Raw genomic sequence first — 17,550 nt, forward strand, 5'->3', positions numbered from 1 at the left:
CCGCCCTTCCTTCTTCCGACCGGCCGGACAGACAGGCACGGCGGACCACATGGGGGTGGGACGAATGGCGACCTATGACGGCCTCTTCGAGGCGACGGGATTGCAGGGCTGGTGCGGCGAGACGACCGACGGTCCGCTGACGATGGCCGAGCTGATGGCGCGCGCGCGGGGCGAGGATGCCGCCGACGTGGCCACGCCGCTGATGAACACGCCGTTCCCGTCGCTCGACGTGCTGCACGAGAGCTGCGCCACGATCCCCCGGTCCCGCGACATGACCGAAGCGGTGGAACAGGGCTTCCTGGCGATCAAGGATCCCCTGAAGGTCGTGCTCGACCCGATCACGCAGCCCCTGTCCTGGGCGCTCGACGCGTCGCTCGAACTGTTCCAGGCGGTGCCCTGGTTCATCATGATCCCGCTGCTGGTGATCCTGACCTGGTTCTCGACGAAGCGCATCGGCGTGACGGTCTTCGTGGCCGCCGCCTTCCTGTTCATGTCGTTCATCAACTTCTACGACGACGCGATGCAGACGCTGTCGATCATCTTCGTCTGCACGCTGATCTCCATCGCGCTGGGCGTGCCCATCGGCATCGCCATGTCGCGGTCGAACGCGTTGCAGCGCGGCACGATCCCCATCCTCGACATGCTGCAGACCCTGCCGACCTTCGTGTACCTCGTGCCGCTGATCTACCTGTTCTCCGTCACGGAATCTAAGCTCTACGGCATCGCCATCATCCTCTATGCGATCGTGCCGGTCGTGCGGCTGACCGACCTGGGCATCCGCCTGGTCGACAAGGAGGTGATCGAGGCCGCGGACGCCTTCGGCATGACCGCGCGCCAGAAGCTGTGGAAGGTGGAGGTGCCGCTGGCGCTGCCCAACATCATGGCGGGCGTGAACCAGACGATCATGATGTCGCTGGCGATGGTGGTCATCGCCTCGCTCGTCTCGGCCCCCGGCCTGGGCGTCAAGGTCCTGGCGGGCATCCGCAACCTGGAACTGGGCGTGGGCCTGGTGGCCGGCTTCTGCATCGTGCTGCTGGCGGTCCTTCTGGACCGGTCCACCAAGGCCGCGCTGGCCCGGGTCGACGTGTCGGGGACGGCGCGATGAAGGACACCGCGACCACCGCCCGCACGGCCGCCCCGCAGGTCCGCATCAAGGGGCTGTACAAGATCTTCGGGCCCCGATCGAAGCAGATGATGGCCCATGTCGACGCGGGCATGGGCAAGGCCGAGCTGCTGGAGAAGCATCAGCACGTGCTGGGCCTGCAGGACATCGACGTCGACATGCACGCGGGCCAGATCACGGTCGTGATGGGCCTGTCGGGTTCGGGCAAGTCGACCCTGATCCGCCACCTGAACCTGTTGATCGAGCCGACGGCGGGCGTGGTGGAGGTGGACGGCGTCGACGTCACCAGCCTGAACGAATCCGCCCTGCGGGAGATGCGGCGCAAGAAGATGTCGATGGTGTTCCAGAAGTTCGCGCTGCTGCCGCACCGGACGGTCCTGGACAACGCCGCCATGCCCCTGGAGGTGCAGGGCATCGACGCGGCCACCCGCGAGGCGGAGGGGCGCAAGTGGCTGGAGCGCGTGGGCCTGGGCGGCTACGAAGGCCGTTATCCCCACCAGCTGTCGGGCGGCATGCAGCAGCGCGTCGGCATCGCCCGCGCGCTGACGTCCAACAGCGACATCATGCTGATGGACGAGGCGTTCAGCGCGCTGGACCCCCTGATCCGCACCGACATGCAGGACCTGCTGCTGGAGCTGCAGAAGGAGCTGCACAAGACCATCGTCTTCATTACGCACGATCTGGACGAGGCGCTGAAGCTGGCCGACCACCTGGTCATCCTGAACGACGGCGCCGTGGTGCAGCAGGGCGAGCCGCAGCACATCCTGCTGAACCCCGCGGACCCCTACATCGAGGACTTCGTCAGCGACATCAACCGCGCCCGCGTCCTGCGCGTCCGGTCCGTGATGCACGACGAGCCGAAGGGCCGCCCGGTCGCGGGCGATGTCGACGCGAACGCCACGCTGGAATCGCTGATCGCCATGTCGGGGGGCGAGACCAACCTCGCCTATCGCGTGATGCAGGACGGGCAGATCGTGGGCGAGATCGACATGGCCGACCTAGTGCGCGCCCTCGTTCCCCGCGTTTCCGAAGGCACGGCCCGGACGACCTGAAGCCCGCCCCATCGGGGATGCGGGCGTCGCACGCCCCCCATGCGCCGGGGGTCGGACGGCGTCCGACCACGCGGGCGAGGGGTGAACGCGGGACGTCGCGGACGCGCGCGCGGGGGACGCGCGCGCCGGCGCCTATGGGTAGTGCACGCCCCCTTCGGCGCGGACGACGCTGCGCCCCTTCTCGGGCAGGGGAATGAACTCCGCCTCGTCGCCAGGCACCGTGTCGAACCGGCCTCGGGCCCATTCCTCCTTCGCCATCTCGATCCGCTCCCGCCGGGAGGACACGAAGTTCCACCAGATGTAGCGCGGGCCGCCCATCGGCTCGCCGCCGAACACCATGTACCGGGCCGGTCCCGCCCCCACGGCGCGGACCGCGTGGGGGTCGCCGGGGCGCAGGACCAGCAGCTGACCCGGTTCGAACCGGTCGCCCGCGACCTCGATCTCGCCCGCTATCGTATAGATCGCGCGCTCGGTGTACTCGGCCTCGATCGGGGCCCGCGCCCCGGGTTGCAGCGTCACGTCGGCATAGAGCGAGGGCGACGCCACGGCCAGCGGGCTTTCCGCCCCCATCGCGCGCCCCGCGATCAGGCGCGCCTGGATCCCTTCGGCGTCGACGACCGGAAGATCGTCCGCGCCGTGATGGACGAAGGCGGGGTCCGATTCCTCCCGATCCTCCGGCAGGGCGATCCAGGTCTGCAGGCCGAACAGCCGCTGCCCGGAGGCCTTGCGTTCGTCGGATGTCCGTTCCGAGTGGACGATGCCCTTCCCGGCCTGCATCCAGTTCACCGCGCCGGGACGGATGGCCATGTCCGTTCCCAGCGAGTCGCGGTGCCGGATCTCGCCGTCGAGCAGATAGGTCAGCGTCGCCAGGTTGATGTGCGGATGGGGCCGGACGTCGATCCCCTCGTCGGTCAGGAACTCCGCCGGACCCATCTGGTCGAAGAAGATGAACGGTCCCACCATCTGGCGCTTGGAGGACGGCAGGGCGCGCCGGACCGTCATCTCGCCCAGATCGACGGCGCGCGGAACGATCAGGGTCTCGATCACGTCGCAGGCGGCGCGGTCGCCCAGGTTGGGGTCGGGGGCCGGGGCGAAGGACATGGTTCGTCTCCCACTATGGTGACGCCGCGGCTGCGGCATGACCGGCAACTTGGGTCGTGGGTCCCCCATCGGCAACGTCCGCCCGCGCACGCGCCCTGTGCGGGCGTCCTCAGCCGGTGCCGCCCCGCCAGATATCGAGGAAGTCGGCCTCGTACTGGCCCACCGCCACGAGCTTCGGGTGGTTCACGATCGTCACGCGGCCGTCGCGGACGGTGCAGCATTCGGCTTCGCGCAGCTCGCGGATGACGCGGTTCACATGGACGGGCGACATGCCGCAGGCTTCCCCGAGGTCGGTCTGCGTCAGGGGCAGGTCGAAGCCGTCCGCGTCGGCGAGCCCCGCCAGGGTCAGGCGGGAGTGGAGCTCGCACACGAAGTTCGCCACCCGCGCGGAGGCGCGCAGCGCGCCGACCCGGAACGACCAGTAGCGGTGGATCGCGGCGTCCACCACCGTCTGGGCCCACAGCGTCAGCGCGACGTCGGGGTGCTCGCGCAGGAGGGCGCGCAGGTTCGCGTGGGGGAAGACGGCCAGCTCGACATCCGTCATCGCGGTGACGTCGTGGTCCAGGACGCCCACCGGAAAGCTGTGGAGGTCCACGAAGTCGCCGGGCACCTCCAACGCCACCATCTCGCGCAGGTCGCGGTGGGGGCCCGGGACGTGGCGGCCCACGATGCCGTTCATCAGGTACAGCGACCGGTCCAGCGCCTCGCCCTTGCGGCTGATCAACGTCTTCGCCGGCACCTTCGCGACATAGGCGCAGGCGTCCCGGATGACCCGCCACTCCGCGTCCGTTATGCGCAACGCCAGGCCCCGGCGGTCCGGCTTGCCCGGACCGGCGCCGGGATGCGCCGCCGCGGTCAAGGGGATCGCGTCGCTGGTCAGTTCCGTCCGCCTGGGCATCAGGCGACCCGACGATCCGGCACGGCGACGTCCAGCTCGATCCGGGGGAAGGATGGCGGTGCGAACGCGTCCCATCTGGCCGCCACGGCCTCGCGGTACGACTGTTCCAACCGATCGGTCATGCGATCCAGCGTGAAGCGGTCCATCACGCGGGCACGGCAGGCCCTGCGCGGCAGGTCCATCGCGGCCCGCAACGCCCGGGCCAACGCGGGCGCGTCGTGCGCCGGGGCATAGGTGCCGCAGGACCCGATCACCTCGCGCACGGCGCCGTTCTCGATGCTCGCGACCGGCAGGCCGGTGGCCATGGCCTCGATGGCGACGAGGCCGAACGGCTCGTCCCACAACGGGGTGAACAGCATCGCGGAGGCTCGCCCGATCTCCCGCGCGAGGTCCGCGCCGCGCAGATGGCCGCCATAGCGGATGTCGGCGGTCAGGTGCGGCTTCACCTCGTCCTGGAAGTAGTCGCGATGCTCGATGGTCCCGAACAGCGTCAGGGGCACGCCCGCGATGGCGGCGGCCCGCACCGCCAGGTGAGTGCCCTTGTTCGGCGTGATGCGCCCCGACCAGACCGCGGTTCCGTCGCCCTGCGGCACGAAGGGCCAGGCGTCGGGATCGATGCCGTTCCACACGACCGACGCCTGCGCGGGCGGCGTGGCGGGCCACCACCGCCGGGCCTGCACGCGCGACGTCACCGTGAAGCGGGTCCAGGGCGTCGCGCTCTCGTGGACGGCGCGGCGCAGGGCGTCGAAGGGGGGCACGTGCAGGGAGGTCACGGTGGGCATCCGCATCGCCGCCCCCAGACGGGGTGGATAGCGATGCAGGCTGTTGTTGTGGATTACGTCGAAGCCCCCCGACAGGAGGTCGCGCGCCGCGCCGGCGAAGGCGAGGTCCTGGTGCGCGTTCAATTCCGGCGTGTCGTGGTAGCGATGCCATGGGTGGGTGTGGTCGTAATGCGACCCGACCACCGGATGGACCGTGACGCCCCGGGGGGCGCCGTCCGCGCTGTCGCCGCTGGCGAACAGGGTCACGTCGTGCCCTCGTGCGGCCAGGCGTTCCGCCAGGTGCCAGGTATGCGCCTCCATGCCACCCGCGAAGGGGGGCGCGATGGGATGGCGGATGTGGCCGACCAGCGCGATCCGCATCATTCGGCCGCCAAACGGGGGGCGGGCTCCAGCAGGCGTTCCTGTTCGGCGACCATCGCGGCATGGCGTTCGTCCGCGGAGGCATAGGTCCGGCGAACGCCGTCCGCCGCGGCGCGCGCGTCCTCCAGCCGGCGGATCACCGGGCCGGTCGCGGCATAGGGCATGTCGGGCCGTTGGGCGCAGAGGGCATAGTCCGCCTCGTTCGGTTCGCGCAGGATGCGCAGGCCGCTCCGCGTGTTCTCGATCAGGCCCATCATCGCGAACCCGTGCAGCCAATGCTCCATTGTGCGATGACCCCATTTTTCGGCGAAGATCTCGGTGTTGCGCAGGATCGACGCGACGTGATGGATCGGCGGCATGCAATGCGTGTGGTGCTGATGGAACGACCGCGCCCCGCGCAGCCACCAGATCGGAATGCCCTTGGCGTCCAGCGACTTGCCGAAGTCCGTGTCCTCGCCGCCATAGCCCACGAACCGCTCGTCGAAGCCGCCCGTCGCGGCCCAGTCGTCGCGATGCATGGCGAAGGTCAGCGACCAGAAGCAGCGGTAGTCCTCGCATCGCTTGCGCGCCGTCGCCGGCGGGCCCTGGCGGTCGGAATGGCGCACGGCGACCTTCTCAAAATGGTCGTAGGTCCAACCGTCCCTCGCGGCGCCGGCGGGCAGGTACAGGACCTCGCCCATGGTCAGGCCGTCCCCCTTCCGCGTCCCCTTGACGTAGTCGCCGACCAGGTCCGGATGCGGGATGCAGTCGACGTCCAGGAAGATGAGCACGTCGCCCTCGGCCGCGTTCGCGACCGTGTTCCGGGCACGGGCCAGGGGCAGTTCGTGGTCGGTGACGTGGATCTGCCGGATCGGGAAGGAGGTCTCCGGCAGGTCCTCGTAGGGCTCGTCCTGCATGACGCCGATCACCAACTCCTTCGGTCGATGATGCTGCCGCATCAGTCCGAGGATCACGTTGCGCAGATGTGCCTCCCGTCCGCGGGCGAGCGTGAGCACGGATGCGGGGGTCGGGGGAAGGCGGTCGGTCATTGCAGGCTCCGGTCTCTGGGGGGTGGGGGCATCCAGGCGTTCGGCCAGTTCCTCGAGCCACCCGGCCACGTGGGCGGCGGCATCCGGGCGGACCATGGACGTCTGGAGGATCGGGTCGTGCGTCGCGCGAGCGGCGTCCAGCGCGGCCCGCCACGCATGGGCGGATGACGGCAGGTGCGGCACGTGATGCACCGCGCCGGCGGCCTGCAGGGCGCGGGCCTTCTCGACCTGTTCGTCGAAGTAGCGCCATTCCGGCACGGCCAGCCAGGGCACGCCCGCGGCGAGGATCTGCTGGCAGGTTGTGTTCCCGGTCGAAGCGACGACCAGGTCCGCGGCGGCCAGCCAGCGGGGGACGTCGTCGACCCAGCCGCGGTGTTCCAGATTGGCGGGTTCGGTCGCGTGCCAATCGCGCGCGACCTGGCCCAGGGTGATCCAGCGCGCCCGCGGCGTCGCGCGCGCGCCGACGCCCAGGGGTGCGCCCGCAAAGCCGCCGCCGCCGCCGCCCGACAGGACGACCACGATCTCCTCGGACGGGTCCAGGCCCAAGGCGCGGCGCGCGTCGGCACGGGCGGGCATGGCGGTATCGACGCCGAGCCCGCCCGCGAAGACGGACTTGGCGCGCATCGCGGGTGTCCAGTCCGCTTGCGCCAGACGTTCGTCGCAGGGCACGATCAGGCCCGCCGCCCCGTCATAGGCCGCGCGGTGACCCGCATCGCCGCGATCGCCATGTTGCAGCACCTTCACGTGCGGGACCGAGCAGATCCGCGCCAGTTGCGCCACTTCGGCGGACACGTCGCAGACGATCAGCGCCGGGTCGGCCTCCGCGAACCAGCCCGCCAGGGTGCCCATCGCAGCGCGGATGCCCGGCCAGCCGACCGGCGCGCAGTGGAGGGTGTCGGGCGTGGCGATCCAATCGGCGGGACGCTCGTCGCCCCTAGGCTCGAACAGCGACGGGATGGGGACGATCCGCGCGCGGTCAGGCAACAGGCCGTCCAGCATCTCGGGGCGTGCGCAGAACACGGTCGCGGGGCGCGACGCGGGAAGCGCGTGCAGGATGGCGGCGCACCGCTCGGCATGCCCGCGCCCCTGGTGGTGCAGGAAGTATCCGAAGGGACGGGTCACGCCGACACCGCCACCGGCACGGCCGTCCTGGCCAGCCCCAGGCGGACCAGCCCTTCCATCACGCCATCGGCGTTGTGCGCCGCCGTGCGATGCAGCCGGTCGGACGCGGGCAGGCGGTCCAGTTCCGGCAGGGCGTTGCCCACGACGATGGCCCGGCCGCAGGCGCGCAGCATGTCCAGGTCGTTGCCGCTGTCGCCCGCCGCGATGCAGTCGTCCAGCCCCAGCCCCAGCCGCGACGCGGCCGCCTCGACCGCCGCGGCCTTGCCGCCCTGGGGGGCCAGCACGTCGATCAGCCGACCGTGGGACGGCACCACGCGGGCCGACAGGCCGGCCCGGCGCAGGACGGCGCGCAGTCGGACCGCCTCGGCCGCGTCGCCGAAGCAGGCCAGCTTCCACCGGCGCTGCTCCACCTCGGGCTGCATCGCGGCCCCGGCGTCCCGCAGGGCCGCCAGCACGGCATCGCGGTCCCAGTCCCGGGACAGGCGCGCAGCATAGTCGGGGCACAAGTGCAGGCGTCCGTCCGTGCCGCGGACGTGGAGTTCCGTGCCCACCGCGCTGATGAACGCGTCGGGCTGCGGCAGGTGCCAGTCGTCCAGCACGCGCCGCGCCTCGCTGATGCAGCGGCCCGTCGCCACGACGTAGGACACGGTCCGCCGCGCGGCCCAGTCGCGGAACGCGTCCGCGCCCGCGGGCGAGCCCGTCAGCGTTCCGTCGATGTCGCAGGCCAGCAGCGCAACGGCATGCGACGCGGGCCGCGCCGGGGTCGCGATCCTGCGATAGACCATCTGCGCCCGATCGGCCCAGCGGTCCCAGTCGAACCGTCCGATCCGATGAAGGCCCGCCCCAGACGCGGCGTTCCACCCGGCCGGGTCGTCGAGGAGGGATCGGATGGCGGCGGCGATGGCGTCGTCGTCGGTGGGATCCACAAGGCGGCCGTTGCCCAGCGTCGCGACGATGTCGGAGGGTCCGCCCGCCCGCGTGGCGACGACGGGGAGGCCGGCGATCGCGGCTTCCAGAAGGGTCAGGCCGAAGGGTTCATGCAGGGCGGGGTTCACGAACACGCCGCGCCGTTCGGCGGCCAGGCGGTACATCTGCGCCACGGTGCCCATCGCGTGGCGGGGGGGCAGCGCGATGCGGCCCGGGTGCCGGGCGGCGATGCGCTCCAACTCGGCGATGACGGCGGCCGTTTCGCGGGTGGTCGCGATGCCGGGGCCCCGCTGCCCGGCCAGGATCACCAGGTTCGCCCTTTCATGGAGCGCGGGGTCGGCGGCGTAGGCGCGGGCCAGCGCGACGAGGTTCTTCTTCCGCACGGGCCGCGCGATGGCCAGGATCATCGGACGCGACGGATCGTCCAGCATCCCGTCCACCAGGGGGCGCGCGTCGCCCGTGCCGTCCGGCCCGGTCGCGTCCTCGACGCCCGGAGGGATGCGATGGACACGGCCGGCGACGTCGACGTCGTAGCCTTCGACCTGACGCTCCGCCTCGTCGCGCGACGACACGACGACGGCCGCGGAGCGGCGCAGCGCGTCGCGCTCCGACTCGATCCGGGCCGCGAGCGCGGCGCCCATCGGGGCCCCCATCGCGCCGCGCTTGTCGACGCCCAGCGAATGGGGAGTATAGACGACCGGTATGCCGAACCGACGGGCGGCCTCCCGCACCACGGCCGCGGCATCGGCGAAGTGGGCGTGGATCACGTCCGGGCGGGCGTCCATCGACGCCAGCAGATCTTCGAACGCATCCGCCAGCGCCGGACGTTCGGCGACGAGTTCTTCCTTGGCGAGATAGTCGGTGCGGGGGGTCGGAAGCCGCAGGATCCGCATCTTCGCGCCGATCGGCTGTTCGGTGCGGCGATGGTCCGACCCGAGCGCGGGGTCGTCGAAGGCCCGCGTGACGATGTCCACGCGATCGACGTCGCAACGGCGCGCCTGCGCCCGCGCGGCGCCCAGGATGTACGCGATGTGCCCGCCGGTGTCCTCGGTGATCCCGTAGGGCGTGTCGGGATAGGTCAGGCAACCGCCAAGGGCGATGTGCAGGATGTTCATCGTGCGCTCCCACTCGCTGCGGGGAAAAGCGCATGGGAGGGGGAGGGGTTCCCGGGGGGAGGGGATTGTTTTTCCTTGTTCCTATAGCGCCTTGTGCGAAACCAACGAAACAAGGTGATTCGCGGCTAAAGCGTTTGAGGGTGTTAATTGTTAGGATGGCACGGCGTTGACGATCCCCCACCGTTACCTATTCGTCGGCGGCCTGCATCGCTCCGGAACCAGCCTGACGGCACGGCTGGCCGCAACCGTTCCGGGCGTCGCGGGGATCGAGGACGCCCCCGTTCCGGAGAACGAGGGCGTGTACCTGCAGGGCGCGATCCCGCACGACGCCCTGGCGGGGCGGCCGATGCACTTCGCCACCGATCCCGACCAGCACCTGACCGAGGCCCATCCGCTGAACCGGCTGGACACGCGCGACCGCCTGGCCGCCGACTGGGACCCCTGGTTCGCCCCCGCGCCGTGGCGGGTCGAGAAGTCCCCCGTCAACCTGACCCGGATGCGGCTGCTGCAGCAACTGTTCCCGCTGTCCCAGTTCGTCGTCGTCCTGCGCCATCCGGAGGCCGTCGCCGCCGCCGTCGCGAAGTGGGTCGACGCGACCGCGACCGCGTCGATCGACCATTGGCTGGAGGCGCACGAGCGCGTGCAGGCCGATCTGCGCCATCTGCACAGCGCGATGGTCCTGCGATACGAGGACGTGGTCGCGGATCCCGCCCGGGCCCGCGCCGCGCTGGCGGCCTTCCTGTCGTCGCCGCCCGCGGACGCCCCGCTGGGGGAGGCCGTGCGCGACGGCAACGCGGATTACGACGGCGCCCACGTCATGGACCCGCTTCAGTCGCGCCGCGCGGGCGCCTGGGGCTATGGCCCCGGGCTGGCCGTGGACGAAGCTTGGCGCCCTCCCGTGCGGCATCCCCTGCGCGCCGTCCGCGAGCGCGTGACGGCGGCATGGGGCGGCCCCGCTCGACAGGTCTAGGATCGGATGGCGCCGTCCGGGTCAGCCGCGGTCCTTCCGGTCGCACCGACGGGCACCGGCGGGACCGTCCAGGACGTCCAGGACGCGTCGGAGGATGCGCGGTCCCGCCCCGCCGTGGCGGGCATAGAACGCATCCTCCGCGCTCTGGACGGCACGGGGATGCGCGCGGTGGCGGGCCTTGGGGACTGGGATGACGGGGATGGCCATGGGGCATTCCTTCTCGTTGGGTCTTGCCATCACGATACCCGTCCGGAAGCCTGACCGCTACGACACGAGATGAAGGGGTCGTTTCATGGTTGGAACGAAAGGAGACGGCTCGACCGATGCGTCCCGCATCGCCTGGGGGGACCTGGCCGCCTTCCTGGCCATCGCGCGGCATGGCGGACTTACCGCCGCCGCCCGCGAGACGGGGTCGAGCGCCCCCACGCTGGGACGCCGCATGCGGGCGATGGAACGAACCCTCGGGCGAGACCTGTTCGTGCGGCGGACCCATGGCTATGACCTCACGGAAGCGGGGACGCGCCTGCGCGACGACCTGCGCCCGGCGGAGGCGACCATCCTGCGCGCCACCGCGCCGGCCGGCGACGACGTCCTGCCCCTGGTGCGGATCACGGCCGGAACGTGGACGATGCTGGCCCTGACGGGATTGGCGGGGCGGATCACGGGCACGCCCCCCGACCTGCGCGTGCGGCTGTTGCAGGGGGAGGACATCCTGTCGATCCCCCGGCGCGAGGCTTCTATCGGGTTCCGCCGCGACCGGCCCACCGAAGCGGGACTGGCCGGGCGGCGCCTGCGGCCCGTGGCGTTCGCCCCCTATGCCGTCGCCGGCGCCCCCGATCGATGGATCGCGGTGCGCGCGCGGACGCCGTCGGCGCGCTGGGTGGCCGAACGCTGCGGCGACGCGGCCGCGGCGGAGGTCGACATGCCGCGACTGGCGCTGGATCTGGCGCTCGCCGGCCTGGGCCGTGTGCTGCTGCCGACCTTCGTCGGCGAGGCGCAGGCCGATCTCGATCGTGTCGGACCGGAGATAACCGAGCTGGCGCACGATCAGTGGCTGGTCACCCACGACGCGGATCGGGCGCTGCCGGAGATCCGCCGCGCCCTGGATCGCATCGCCGATCTCATGGCCTGACGGAGGTCCCGCTCGCGACGACCAGACGATAGCCGACGTTCAGCGACACCCGTTCGCGTGAGCGCCGTACCGCGCGTCCCATTCCCCGTCGTCCCGGTGTGCCATCAGACGCGTCGATCCGCCGGACACGTCGGGGAGGGCCTGAGGGGACGACATCGCGGCCCGCATCCTCGGCATGGGCGCGGGCATGGCGGCGAGGGCTGTCGTCGCGGCAGCGGATCCCGCCGCAGGTCAGGCGCTGTCGCGGATGCATCCGGTCGGTGCGTTCGGCCACGCGATCCTCACAGGCGAGATCCGCCTTCCGTGCCTTTGTCAGGCGTTCGACGGCGATGGTGTCGGTATGGGTGCGGGCGACCATGATCGATTCCACCGTTGGTCGAAGGTCATCCCGGGGGTCTGCGTCCAACACGCAACGGGAGAGCGCGATGTCCGACCAACCCATCCAACCCGGCTTCGGGTTGTTCGCCGCCGAGGGCGCCACCGCGATCGGAGCCGTGCGCGCCATGCAGGGAAACGAGATGCTGGTCCATGTCGAGAACTACGGCGAGGCGACGCTGGACCGGTCCCACGTCGCGTCCGTGCACGACGGCAAGGTGCTCCTGGCGCTGGACCGCCTGCCCGACGACCTGCGCGATGCCGTTCGCCATGCCCATGACGCGGAGGATCGGCGCTTTCGCGATCACAGCGGGGATGCGCCCGGGACGTGACCCGCGCGCCCGCCCCCGTGCGCGGGCTTCAGGGGACCGGGCCCGCATGGGACCCCGTCCAGCCGCTTCGCATCAGCCCGATGAAGGCCGCCGCCGCGGGAGGCAGGGTCCGGCCCGATCGCTTCACGAGGCCCACGCGGCGCATGGCGCCGAACCCTTCGATCTCGCGCCGCACGAGCACGGTCATGTTCAGCACGGGAAGCGTCAGGGTGGGCAGGGCCGTGACGCCGAGATCGGCCGCGACGAGCGCGCCCGCCGTCGCCAGGTGCGAGGCCTCGAAGCGGGGGGAGAGTTCCACGCCGATCCGCAGGCACGCGCCGTCGACGAGCTCCCGGACGCTCGTGCCCTTCGCCATGGCGATGAACGGCATCGCGGCGATCTCGGCCCAGTCGTAGCGGCGATCCTCGGCCAACGGCCCGTCGGGCGTGCCCACCGCCACGAAGGGATCGTTCATCAGGGGCTGGAAATCGAGCCGCCGCCTGGTGGAGACCGTTCCCGCCGCGAAGCCCAGATCGGCCACCCCGCCCTCCACCGCTTCGAGGACGCCGTCGGACAGACCGTCCATGATCCGCAGATCGACATCGGGATGACGTGCCGCGAAGCGCCGCAGGACGGCGGGCAACAGGCCCGCCGTCACCGACGGAAGACCCGCGATCGTGAGCCGCCCGTTGCGCGCGGCCAGGAAGTCCTCGAAGTCCCGCATCCCATCCTCAGTCGCGCCGATCGCCCGTTCGGCGGCCCGCAGGAAGGCGAGGCCCGACGCCGTCGGCGCGACGTTGCGCGTGTCGCGGTCGAAAAGCCGGGTGCCTTGCCTTCGTTCGAGCGCCGTCACCTGTCGGGACAGTGCGGAGGCGGACAGGCCGAGCGCCTCGGCCGCGGCCCGAAAGGTTCCGGTTTCGGCGATGGCGACGATGGCGCGAAAATCGGACAGCGTCACATTGATGCGCTTCATGCACCTATAATGCGCATGATCGCACTTCCCGCAATGGTGTCGGGGGGCGATCTGTTTGCCGCGGACGTGACGTCCGACGCGATCCCGGGAGGAAGACCATGAAGTCCACGTTCATCGCATTGGCGGGCGCCGTCGCGCTGGCCGGTCCGGCCCACGCTCAGGAACAGGATCTGCTGATCGGTTCCACCTCCGCGTCGTCCAGCCATTACGGCTACTTCGTGGCCGTCGGCCAACTCATCAACGAGAACGCGGACGGCGTCTCCGCCTCCGTGGTCGAGACCGGCGCCACGCTCGACAACATCCGCCGCATGGCGCGCGGTCAGGTCGATCTGGGCCTCGTGACGACCAACACCGTCCAGCATGCCGCCGCCGGGACGAACGACTTCGAAGGCAACGCCCAGGACCTGACGCTTTTGTGGGTCTATACGAACGCCCCGCAGAACGTCATCGTCCGATCCGATTCCGGCGTCGAGGCGCTCGACGGCCTGGAGGGCGTGCGCTTCAACCCGGGGATACGGGGGTCGTCGACGGAGGCCACCACGGAGGCGGTGTTCGAAACCCTCGACCTTTCCGCCGATTTCGCCCGCGGATCGACCACCGACGTCGTGGGCGCGATCAAGGACAACCGGATGGCGGGCTACGTGAAGTCCGGTTCGGGCCTGAAGCTCGACGGATCCACCATGGACATCGCGACCTCCACCGATATCCGCGTCCTGGGACTGGACGACGCGCAGGCCGCGACGTTGGCCGAGGCGATGCCCGACATCTCGATCGTCGACATCCCCGCGGGCGCGGCCGACGGCATTCCGGCCTACCGGACCTGGAGCTTCGGCGTCGGCGTGGCCGCGCCGTCCTCGTTGGACGAGGAAACGGCCTACAAGATCGTATCCGCCGTGATGGCAGGCCAGGACGCGCAGGCCAACGCGATGGCGAGCATCGCCGATACGGACCTGGCGGACCTCACGCTGGAGTTCGGGACCATTCCGCTCCATCCAGGGGCGGCCCGCTGGTTCGAGGAGAACGGCCACGAGATCCCCGAGAAGCTGCAGCCCGAAGGCTGAGGTCGTGGCCGATGGGACGTCCCCTGCCCTGGCCGGGGTTCAGCGAACCCTGGCCGTCGCGGTCGGCGCCTTCGTCTTCTATACCGCAGCGACGGGTCCGTTCGAGGGGCTGATCCAGCGCGCGGTCTTCCTCGCCCTCGTGACCTGCCTGGGATTCGCGTTGTTTCCCCTCGGTGGGGGCAGGCCGTGGCGCCCGGTGGGCCTTGCGGTCGACCTCGCCCTGGCGGGGATCGCGGTGGCGGCCTGCGGCTACGTGGTCTGGAACTTCGAGACGATCATGGGCTCCCTGCCCTGGGCCACGACGCTCGACACCGTTCTGACCATCGGGCTGGTCGCAGCGGTCCTGGAACTCGGGCGGCGGACGGTCGGCTTGATCTTCCCCGTTCTGGTGATCGCGGGACTGGCCTATGCGCTCTTCGGCGACGTCCTGCCCGGCGCGCTGCACCATCGCGGCTTCGACGCGGCCTTCGTGACCGAAACGGTGTTCCTGGGGGATCTGGGCATCTGGGGAATGCTGACGGGCGTGGCCGCGACGATCATCGCGGCCTTCGTCCTGTTCGGCGCGCTGCTGCTGCATACGGGCGGCGGGCAGACCTTCATGGACTTCGCCATGCGGATCGGGGGGCGCCAGCCCGGCGGCGCGGCCAAGATCGCGACGATCGCCAGCGGCCTGTTCGGGATGATCTCCGGGTCGGCGGTCGCCAACGTGGCCACGACCGGCAACTTCACGATTCCGATGATGGTGCGCCTGGGCTATCCCCGCCCCTTCGCCGCGGCCGTCGAGGCGGTCGCCTCCACCGGGGGGCAGATCGCGCCGCCGATCATGGGCGCCGCCGCCTTCGTCATGGCCGAGATCCTCGGCATGTCCTATTGGACGATCATCCTGGGCGCGATCCTGCCCGCGCTTCTGTTCTACGTCTCGGTGTTCATGACGGTCCATTTCGTCGCGATCCGACGCGACCTCGCGCTGGTCCCGGAGGCGGACCTGCCGGCTTGGTCGGTCATCCGGGCGCCGCGCCGGGTGCTGCCGATCCTGTGCGCCCTGGGGGGCCTGGGGATCGGCATCTATCTGGGGCGGTCCATCGCGACGTCGGCTTTCTACGGCATCGTGGGCCTGCTGGTCGCATTCGTGGCCACGCGGGCCGGACGCATGGCCCCCCGCGAGATGGGCGGCCGCGTCCTGTCGGGGGTGGAGGACGCGGGCAAGGGCATGGTCATCATCGGCGTCCTGCTGGCCGGCGCGCAGGTCCTGGTGTCGATGATCAACCTGACCGGCATCGGCGTCACGCTGTCCTCCCTGATCGTCGCGTGGGCGGGGGACGTCCCGGTCCTCGTCGCGCTGATCGTCGGCCTGGTCTGCCTGGTGATGGGGATGGGGCTGCCCACGACCGCGGCCTACGTGCTGGTCGCAGCCGTGCTGGCGCCGGCCCTAACGGCGGTCGGGGTCGACCCGCTCGCCGCGCATCTCTTCGTCTTCTACTTCGCGACGATATCGGTCATCACGCCGCCCGTCTGCGTCGCGGTCTTCGTCGGGTCGGGCATCGCAGATACGAACTGGCTGCCCGCGGCGGGAGAGGCGGTGCGTCTGGCCGCCGTGACCTATGTGGTGCCGTTCCTCCTGCTGCTCTATCCGGGCATGACGATGCAGGGCGGGACGTTCGACCTGATCGAAGCGGTCGCGGCGGGGCTGGCGCTCGTGATCGCCATACCGGCCCTTCTGGCGGGGGCCGACCTGACGGGGCACCGCATGCGGGACGCCGCCGCCTTGCTGGCGGTCGTCGTCCTGGCGATCTGGCCGCAGCCGGCGACCCCGTTCCTGGCGCTGGGCATCCTGGCCGCGCTCCATGCGTTCGGACGCATGCGGCGGGGGATCGCCGCTTGAGCGAGGTTCGGACCGTCCGGATCGGGACCGGCGCGGGTTTCGCGGGCGACCGGATCGCCCCGGCCGTGGACCTGGCCAAGCGCGGGGCGCTGGACTTCCTGGTGTTCGAATGCCTGGCGGAGCGGACCATCGCGCTGGCGCAGCAGGCGCGTCTGCACGATCCCTCCGGCGGGTTCGACCGCCTGTTGGAGCGGCGGTTGCGGGCGGTCCTGCCGGCCTGCCACGCGAACGGGACGCGCATCGTCACCAACATGGGGGCTGCCAATCCCCGTGCCGCGGCGCGCAGGGCAGCGGACGTGGCGCGGGACCTGGGGCTCAGGGGGCTGCGCGTGGCGGCCGTGCTGGGCGACGACGTGCTTGACCGAACCGGCGACATCGCCCTGGACGAACTGGGCGCGACGGTGCGGGAACTAGGCGACCGCGTGATCTCGGCCAACGCCTATACCGGCATCCGCGGCATCGTCGCGGCGCTGGACGCAGGCGCCGACGTGGTGGTCTGCGGCCGCGTCGCGGATCCCGCGCTGTTCGTGGCGCCGCTGGTGCAGACCCATCGGTGGGCGATGGACGACTGGGATCGTCTGGGCAAGGGCACGCTGATCGGCCACCTGCTGGAATGCGCGGCGCAGGTCACGGGCGGCTACTTCGCCGATCCCGGACGGAAGGACGTGCCCAACTTGGCCGAGATCGGGTTCCCGATCGCGGAGGTCGGAGCGGACGGGAATGCCGTCGTCTCGAAGTTGGAGGGGACGGGCGGCCAGGTCACCCGGGCTACCTGCATCGAGCAACTCCTCTACGAGGTCCACGATCCGGCGGCCTACATGCAACCTGACGTGATCGCGGATTTCTCGCAGGTCCAGTTCGAGCGGATCGGCCCGGATCGGGTCCGGGTCACCGGTGGGACAGGCCGTCGCGCGCCGGCTATGCTGAAGGTCTCCGTCGGCTATCGGGACGGCTGGATCGGCGAGGGGCAGATCTCCTATGCCGGGTCGGGTTGCGTCGCGCGGGGCCGCCTCGCGGCCGACCTCGTGACGGCGCGCCTCGGACCGCTGGGCGATGACGTCCTCGAACGGCGCAGCGATCTGATCGGATACGATGCCGTTTCGCGCGCGGTCCGCGATCCCCGCCCGGACCCCCCCGAGATACGCATGAGATTCGCGGCACGGTGCCGGACGCGGGCCGGTGCGCATCGCGTCGCCGAGGAGGTCGAAGGCCTCTATCTCTGCGGACCCTCGGGCGGCGGCGGCTTCACGGGCCGGACCCAGGAGGTCGTGGCGATCGCGTCCGGCTACATCGCGGCCCCGGACGTTTGCCAGACCCACGAGATGACGGAGACCTGAG

General features: G+C 71.0%; 16 protein-coding genes. 8 read left to right on the top strand and 8 right to left on the bottom strand.

Annotated features, from left to right (window positions below):
- The first annotated feature begins 64 nt into the window (after nt 1-64).
- Nucleotides 65-1,105, top strand: coding sequence for an ABC transporter permease (locus P0084_RS14600; RefSeq protein ID WP_308917607.1), 1,041 nt, complete (start codon nt 65-67; stop codon nt 1,103-1,105).
- Nucleotides 1,102-2,175, top strand: a complete 1,074-nt coding sequence (locus tag P0084_RS14605) for a quaternary amine ABC transporter ATP-binding protein (RefSeq protein ID WP_308917608.1) — start codon at nt 1,102-1,104, stop codon at nt 2,173-2,175. The genes P0084_RS14600 and P0084_RS14605 overlap by 4 nt, the downstream gene beginning before the upstream one ends.
- Before the next feature lie 132 nt (nt 2,176-2,307).
- Here P0084_RS14605 and P0084_RS14610 read toward each other — a convergent pair whose 3' ends face one another.
- The 5 genes from P0084_RS14610 to P0084_RS14630 form a co-directional block, all read right to left on the bottom strand.
- Complete coding sequence (locus P0084_RS14610) at nt 2,308-3,276, bottom strand: pirin family protein (RefSeq protein ID WP_308917609.1); 969 nt, start codon at nt 3,274-3,276, stop codon at nt 2,308-2,310.
- Nucleotides 3,277-3,385: 109 nt separating this feature from the next.
- Complete coding sequence (locus P0084_RS14615; RefSeq protein ID WP_308917610.1) at nt 3,386-4,174, bottom strand: Crp/Fnr family transcriptional regulator; 789 nt, start codon at nt 4,172-4,174, stop codon at nt 3,386-3,388.
- The gene (locus P0084_RS14620; protein ID WP_308917611.1) at nt 4,174-5,319 is read right to left on the bottom strand and encodes a glycosyltransferase; all 1,146 of its coding nucleotides are present in this window, start codon (nt 5,317-5,319) and stop codon (nt 4,174-4,176) included. Before P0084_RS14620 ends, P0084_RS14615 begins: the two co-directional genes overlap by 1 nt.
- Nucleotides 5,316-7,466, bottom strand: coding sequence for a glycosyltransferase (locus tag P0084_RS14625; protein ID WP_308917612.1), 2,151 nt, complete (start codon nt 7,464-7,466; stop codon nt 5,316-5,318). The genes P0084_RS14620 and P0084_RS14625 overlap by 4 nt, the downstream gene beginning before the upstream one ends.
- Complete coding sequence (locus P0084_RS14630; RefSeq protein WP_308917613.1) at nt 7,463-9,508, bottom strand: HAD-IIB family hydrolase; 2,046 nt, start codon at nt 9,506-9,508, stop codon at nt 7,463-7,465. Before P0084_RS14630 ends, P0084_RS14625 begins: the two co-directional genes overlap by 4 nt.
- A gap of 166 nt (nt 9,509-9,674) precedes the next feature.
- Between P0084_RS14630 and P0084_RS14635 the strand changes: the two genes are divergently transcribed.
- Nucleotides 9,675-10,478, top strand: coding sequence for a sulfotransferase family protein (locus P0084_RS14635; RefSeq protein ID WP_308917614.1), 804 nt, complete (start codon nt 9,675-9,677; stop codon nt 10,476-10,478).
- A gap of 21 nt (nt 10,479-10,499) precedes the next feature.
- On the opposite strand, the gene P0084_RS14640 is transcribed toward P0084_RS14635, so the two are convergent.
- On the bottom strand, nt 10,500-10,715 hold the full coding sequence (locus P0084_RS14640; protein ID WP_308917615.1) for a hypothetical protein: 216 nt from the start codon (nt 10,713-10,715) through the stop codon (nt 10,500-10,502).
- Nucleotides 10,716-10,770: 55 nt separating this feature from the next.
- On the opposite strand from P0084_RS14640, the gene P0084_RS14645 reads away from it, so the two are divergent.
- Nucleotides 10,771-11,610: a LysR family transcriptional regulator gene (locus P0084_RS14645; RefSeq protein WP_308917616.1), complete on the top strand. Its 840-nt coding sequence runs from the start codon at nt 10,771-10,773 to the stop codon at nt 11,608-11,610.
- Here the strand turns inward: P0084_RS14645 and P0084_RS14650 are convergent.
- Nucleotides 11,600-11,980, bottom strand: a complete 381-nt coding sequence (locus tag P0084_RS14650; protein ID WP_308917617.1) for a hypothetical protein — start codon at nt 11,978-11,980, stop codon at nt 11,600-11,602. The genes P0084_RS14645 and P0084_RS14650 overlap by 11 nt on opposite strands.
- Before the next feature lie 55 nt (nt 11,981-12,035).
- Between P0084_RS14650 and P0084_RS14655 the strand changes: the two genes are divergently transcribed.
- Nucleotides 12,036-12,317 carry a hypothetical protein gene (locus tag P0084_RS14655; protein WP_308917618.1) on the top strand — a complete coding sequence of 94 codons (282 nt, stop codon included), beginning with the start codon at nt 12,036-12,038 and terminating at the stop codon, nt 12,315-12,317.
- A 28-nt stretch (nt 12,318-12,345) separates the two neighbouring features.
- On the opposite strand, the gene P0084_RS14660 is transcribed toward P0084_RS14655, so the two are convergent.
- Complete coding sequence (locus tag P0084_RS14660) at nt 12,346-13,269, bottom strand: LysR family transcriptional regulator (protein WP_308917619.1); 924 nt, start codon at nt 13,267-13,269, stop codon at nt 12,346-12,348.
- Nucleotides 13,270-13,367: 98 nt separating this feature from the next.
- On the opposite strand from P0084_RS14660, the gene P0084_RS14665 reads away from it, so the two are divergent.
- From P0084_RS14665 to P0084_RS14675, 3 genes are read left to right on the top strand one after another with little or no spacing between them, the layout of a single operon-like run.
- Complete coding sequence (locus P0084_RS14665) at nt 13,368-14,330, top strand: TAXI family TRAP transporter solute-binding subunit (RefSeq protein WP_308917620.1); 963 nt, start codon at nt 13,368-13,370, stop codon at nt 14,328-14,330.
- Nucleotides 14,331-14,334: 4 nt separating this feature from the next.
- On the top strand, nt 14,335-16,212 hold the full coding sequence (locus P0084_RS14670) for a TRAP transporter permease (RefSeq protein ID WP_308917621.1): 1,878 nt from the start codon (nt 14,335-14,337) through the stop codon (nt 16,210-16,212).
- Nucleotides 16,209-17,549, top strand: a complete 1,341-nt coding sequence (locus P0084_RS14675; RefSeq protein ID WP_308917622.1) for an acyclic terpene utilization AtuA family protein — start codon at nt 16,209-16,211, stop codon at nt 17,547-17,549. Before P0084_RS14670 ends, P0084_RS14675 begins: the two co-directional genes overlap by 4 nt.
- The last annotated feature ends 1 nt before the right edge of the window (nt 17,550 follow it).

The sequence above is a fragment of the Jannaschia maritima genome, from assembly GCF_030973515.1.
Lineage (GTDB): Bacteria > Pseudomonadota > Alphaproteobacteria > Rhodobacterales > Rhodobacteraceae > Jannaschia > Jannaschia maritima.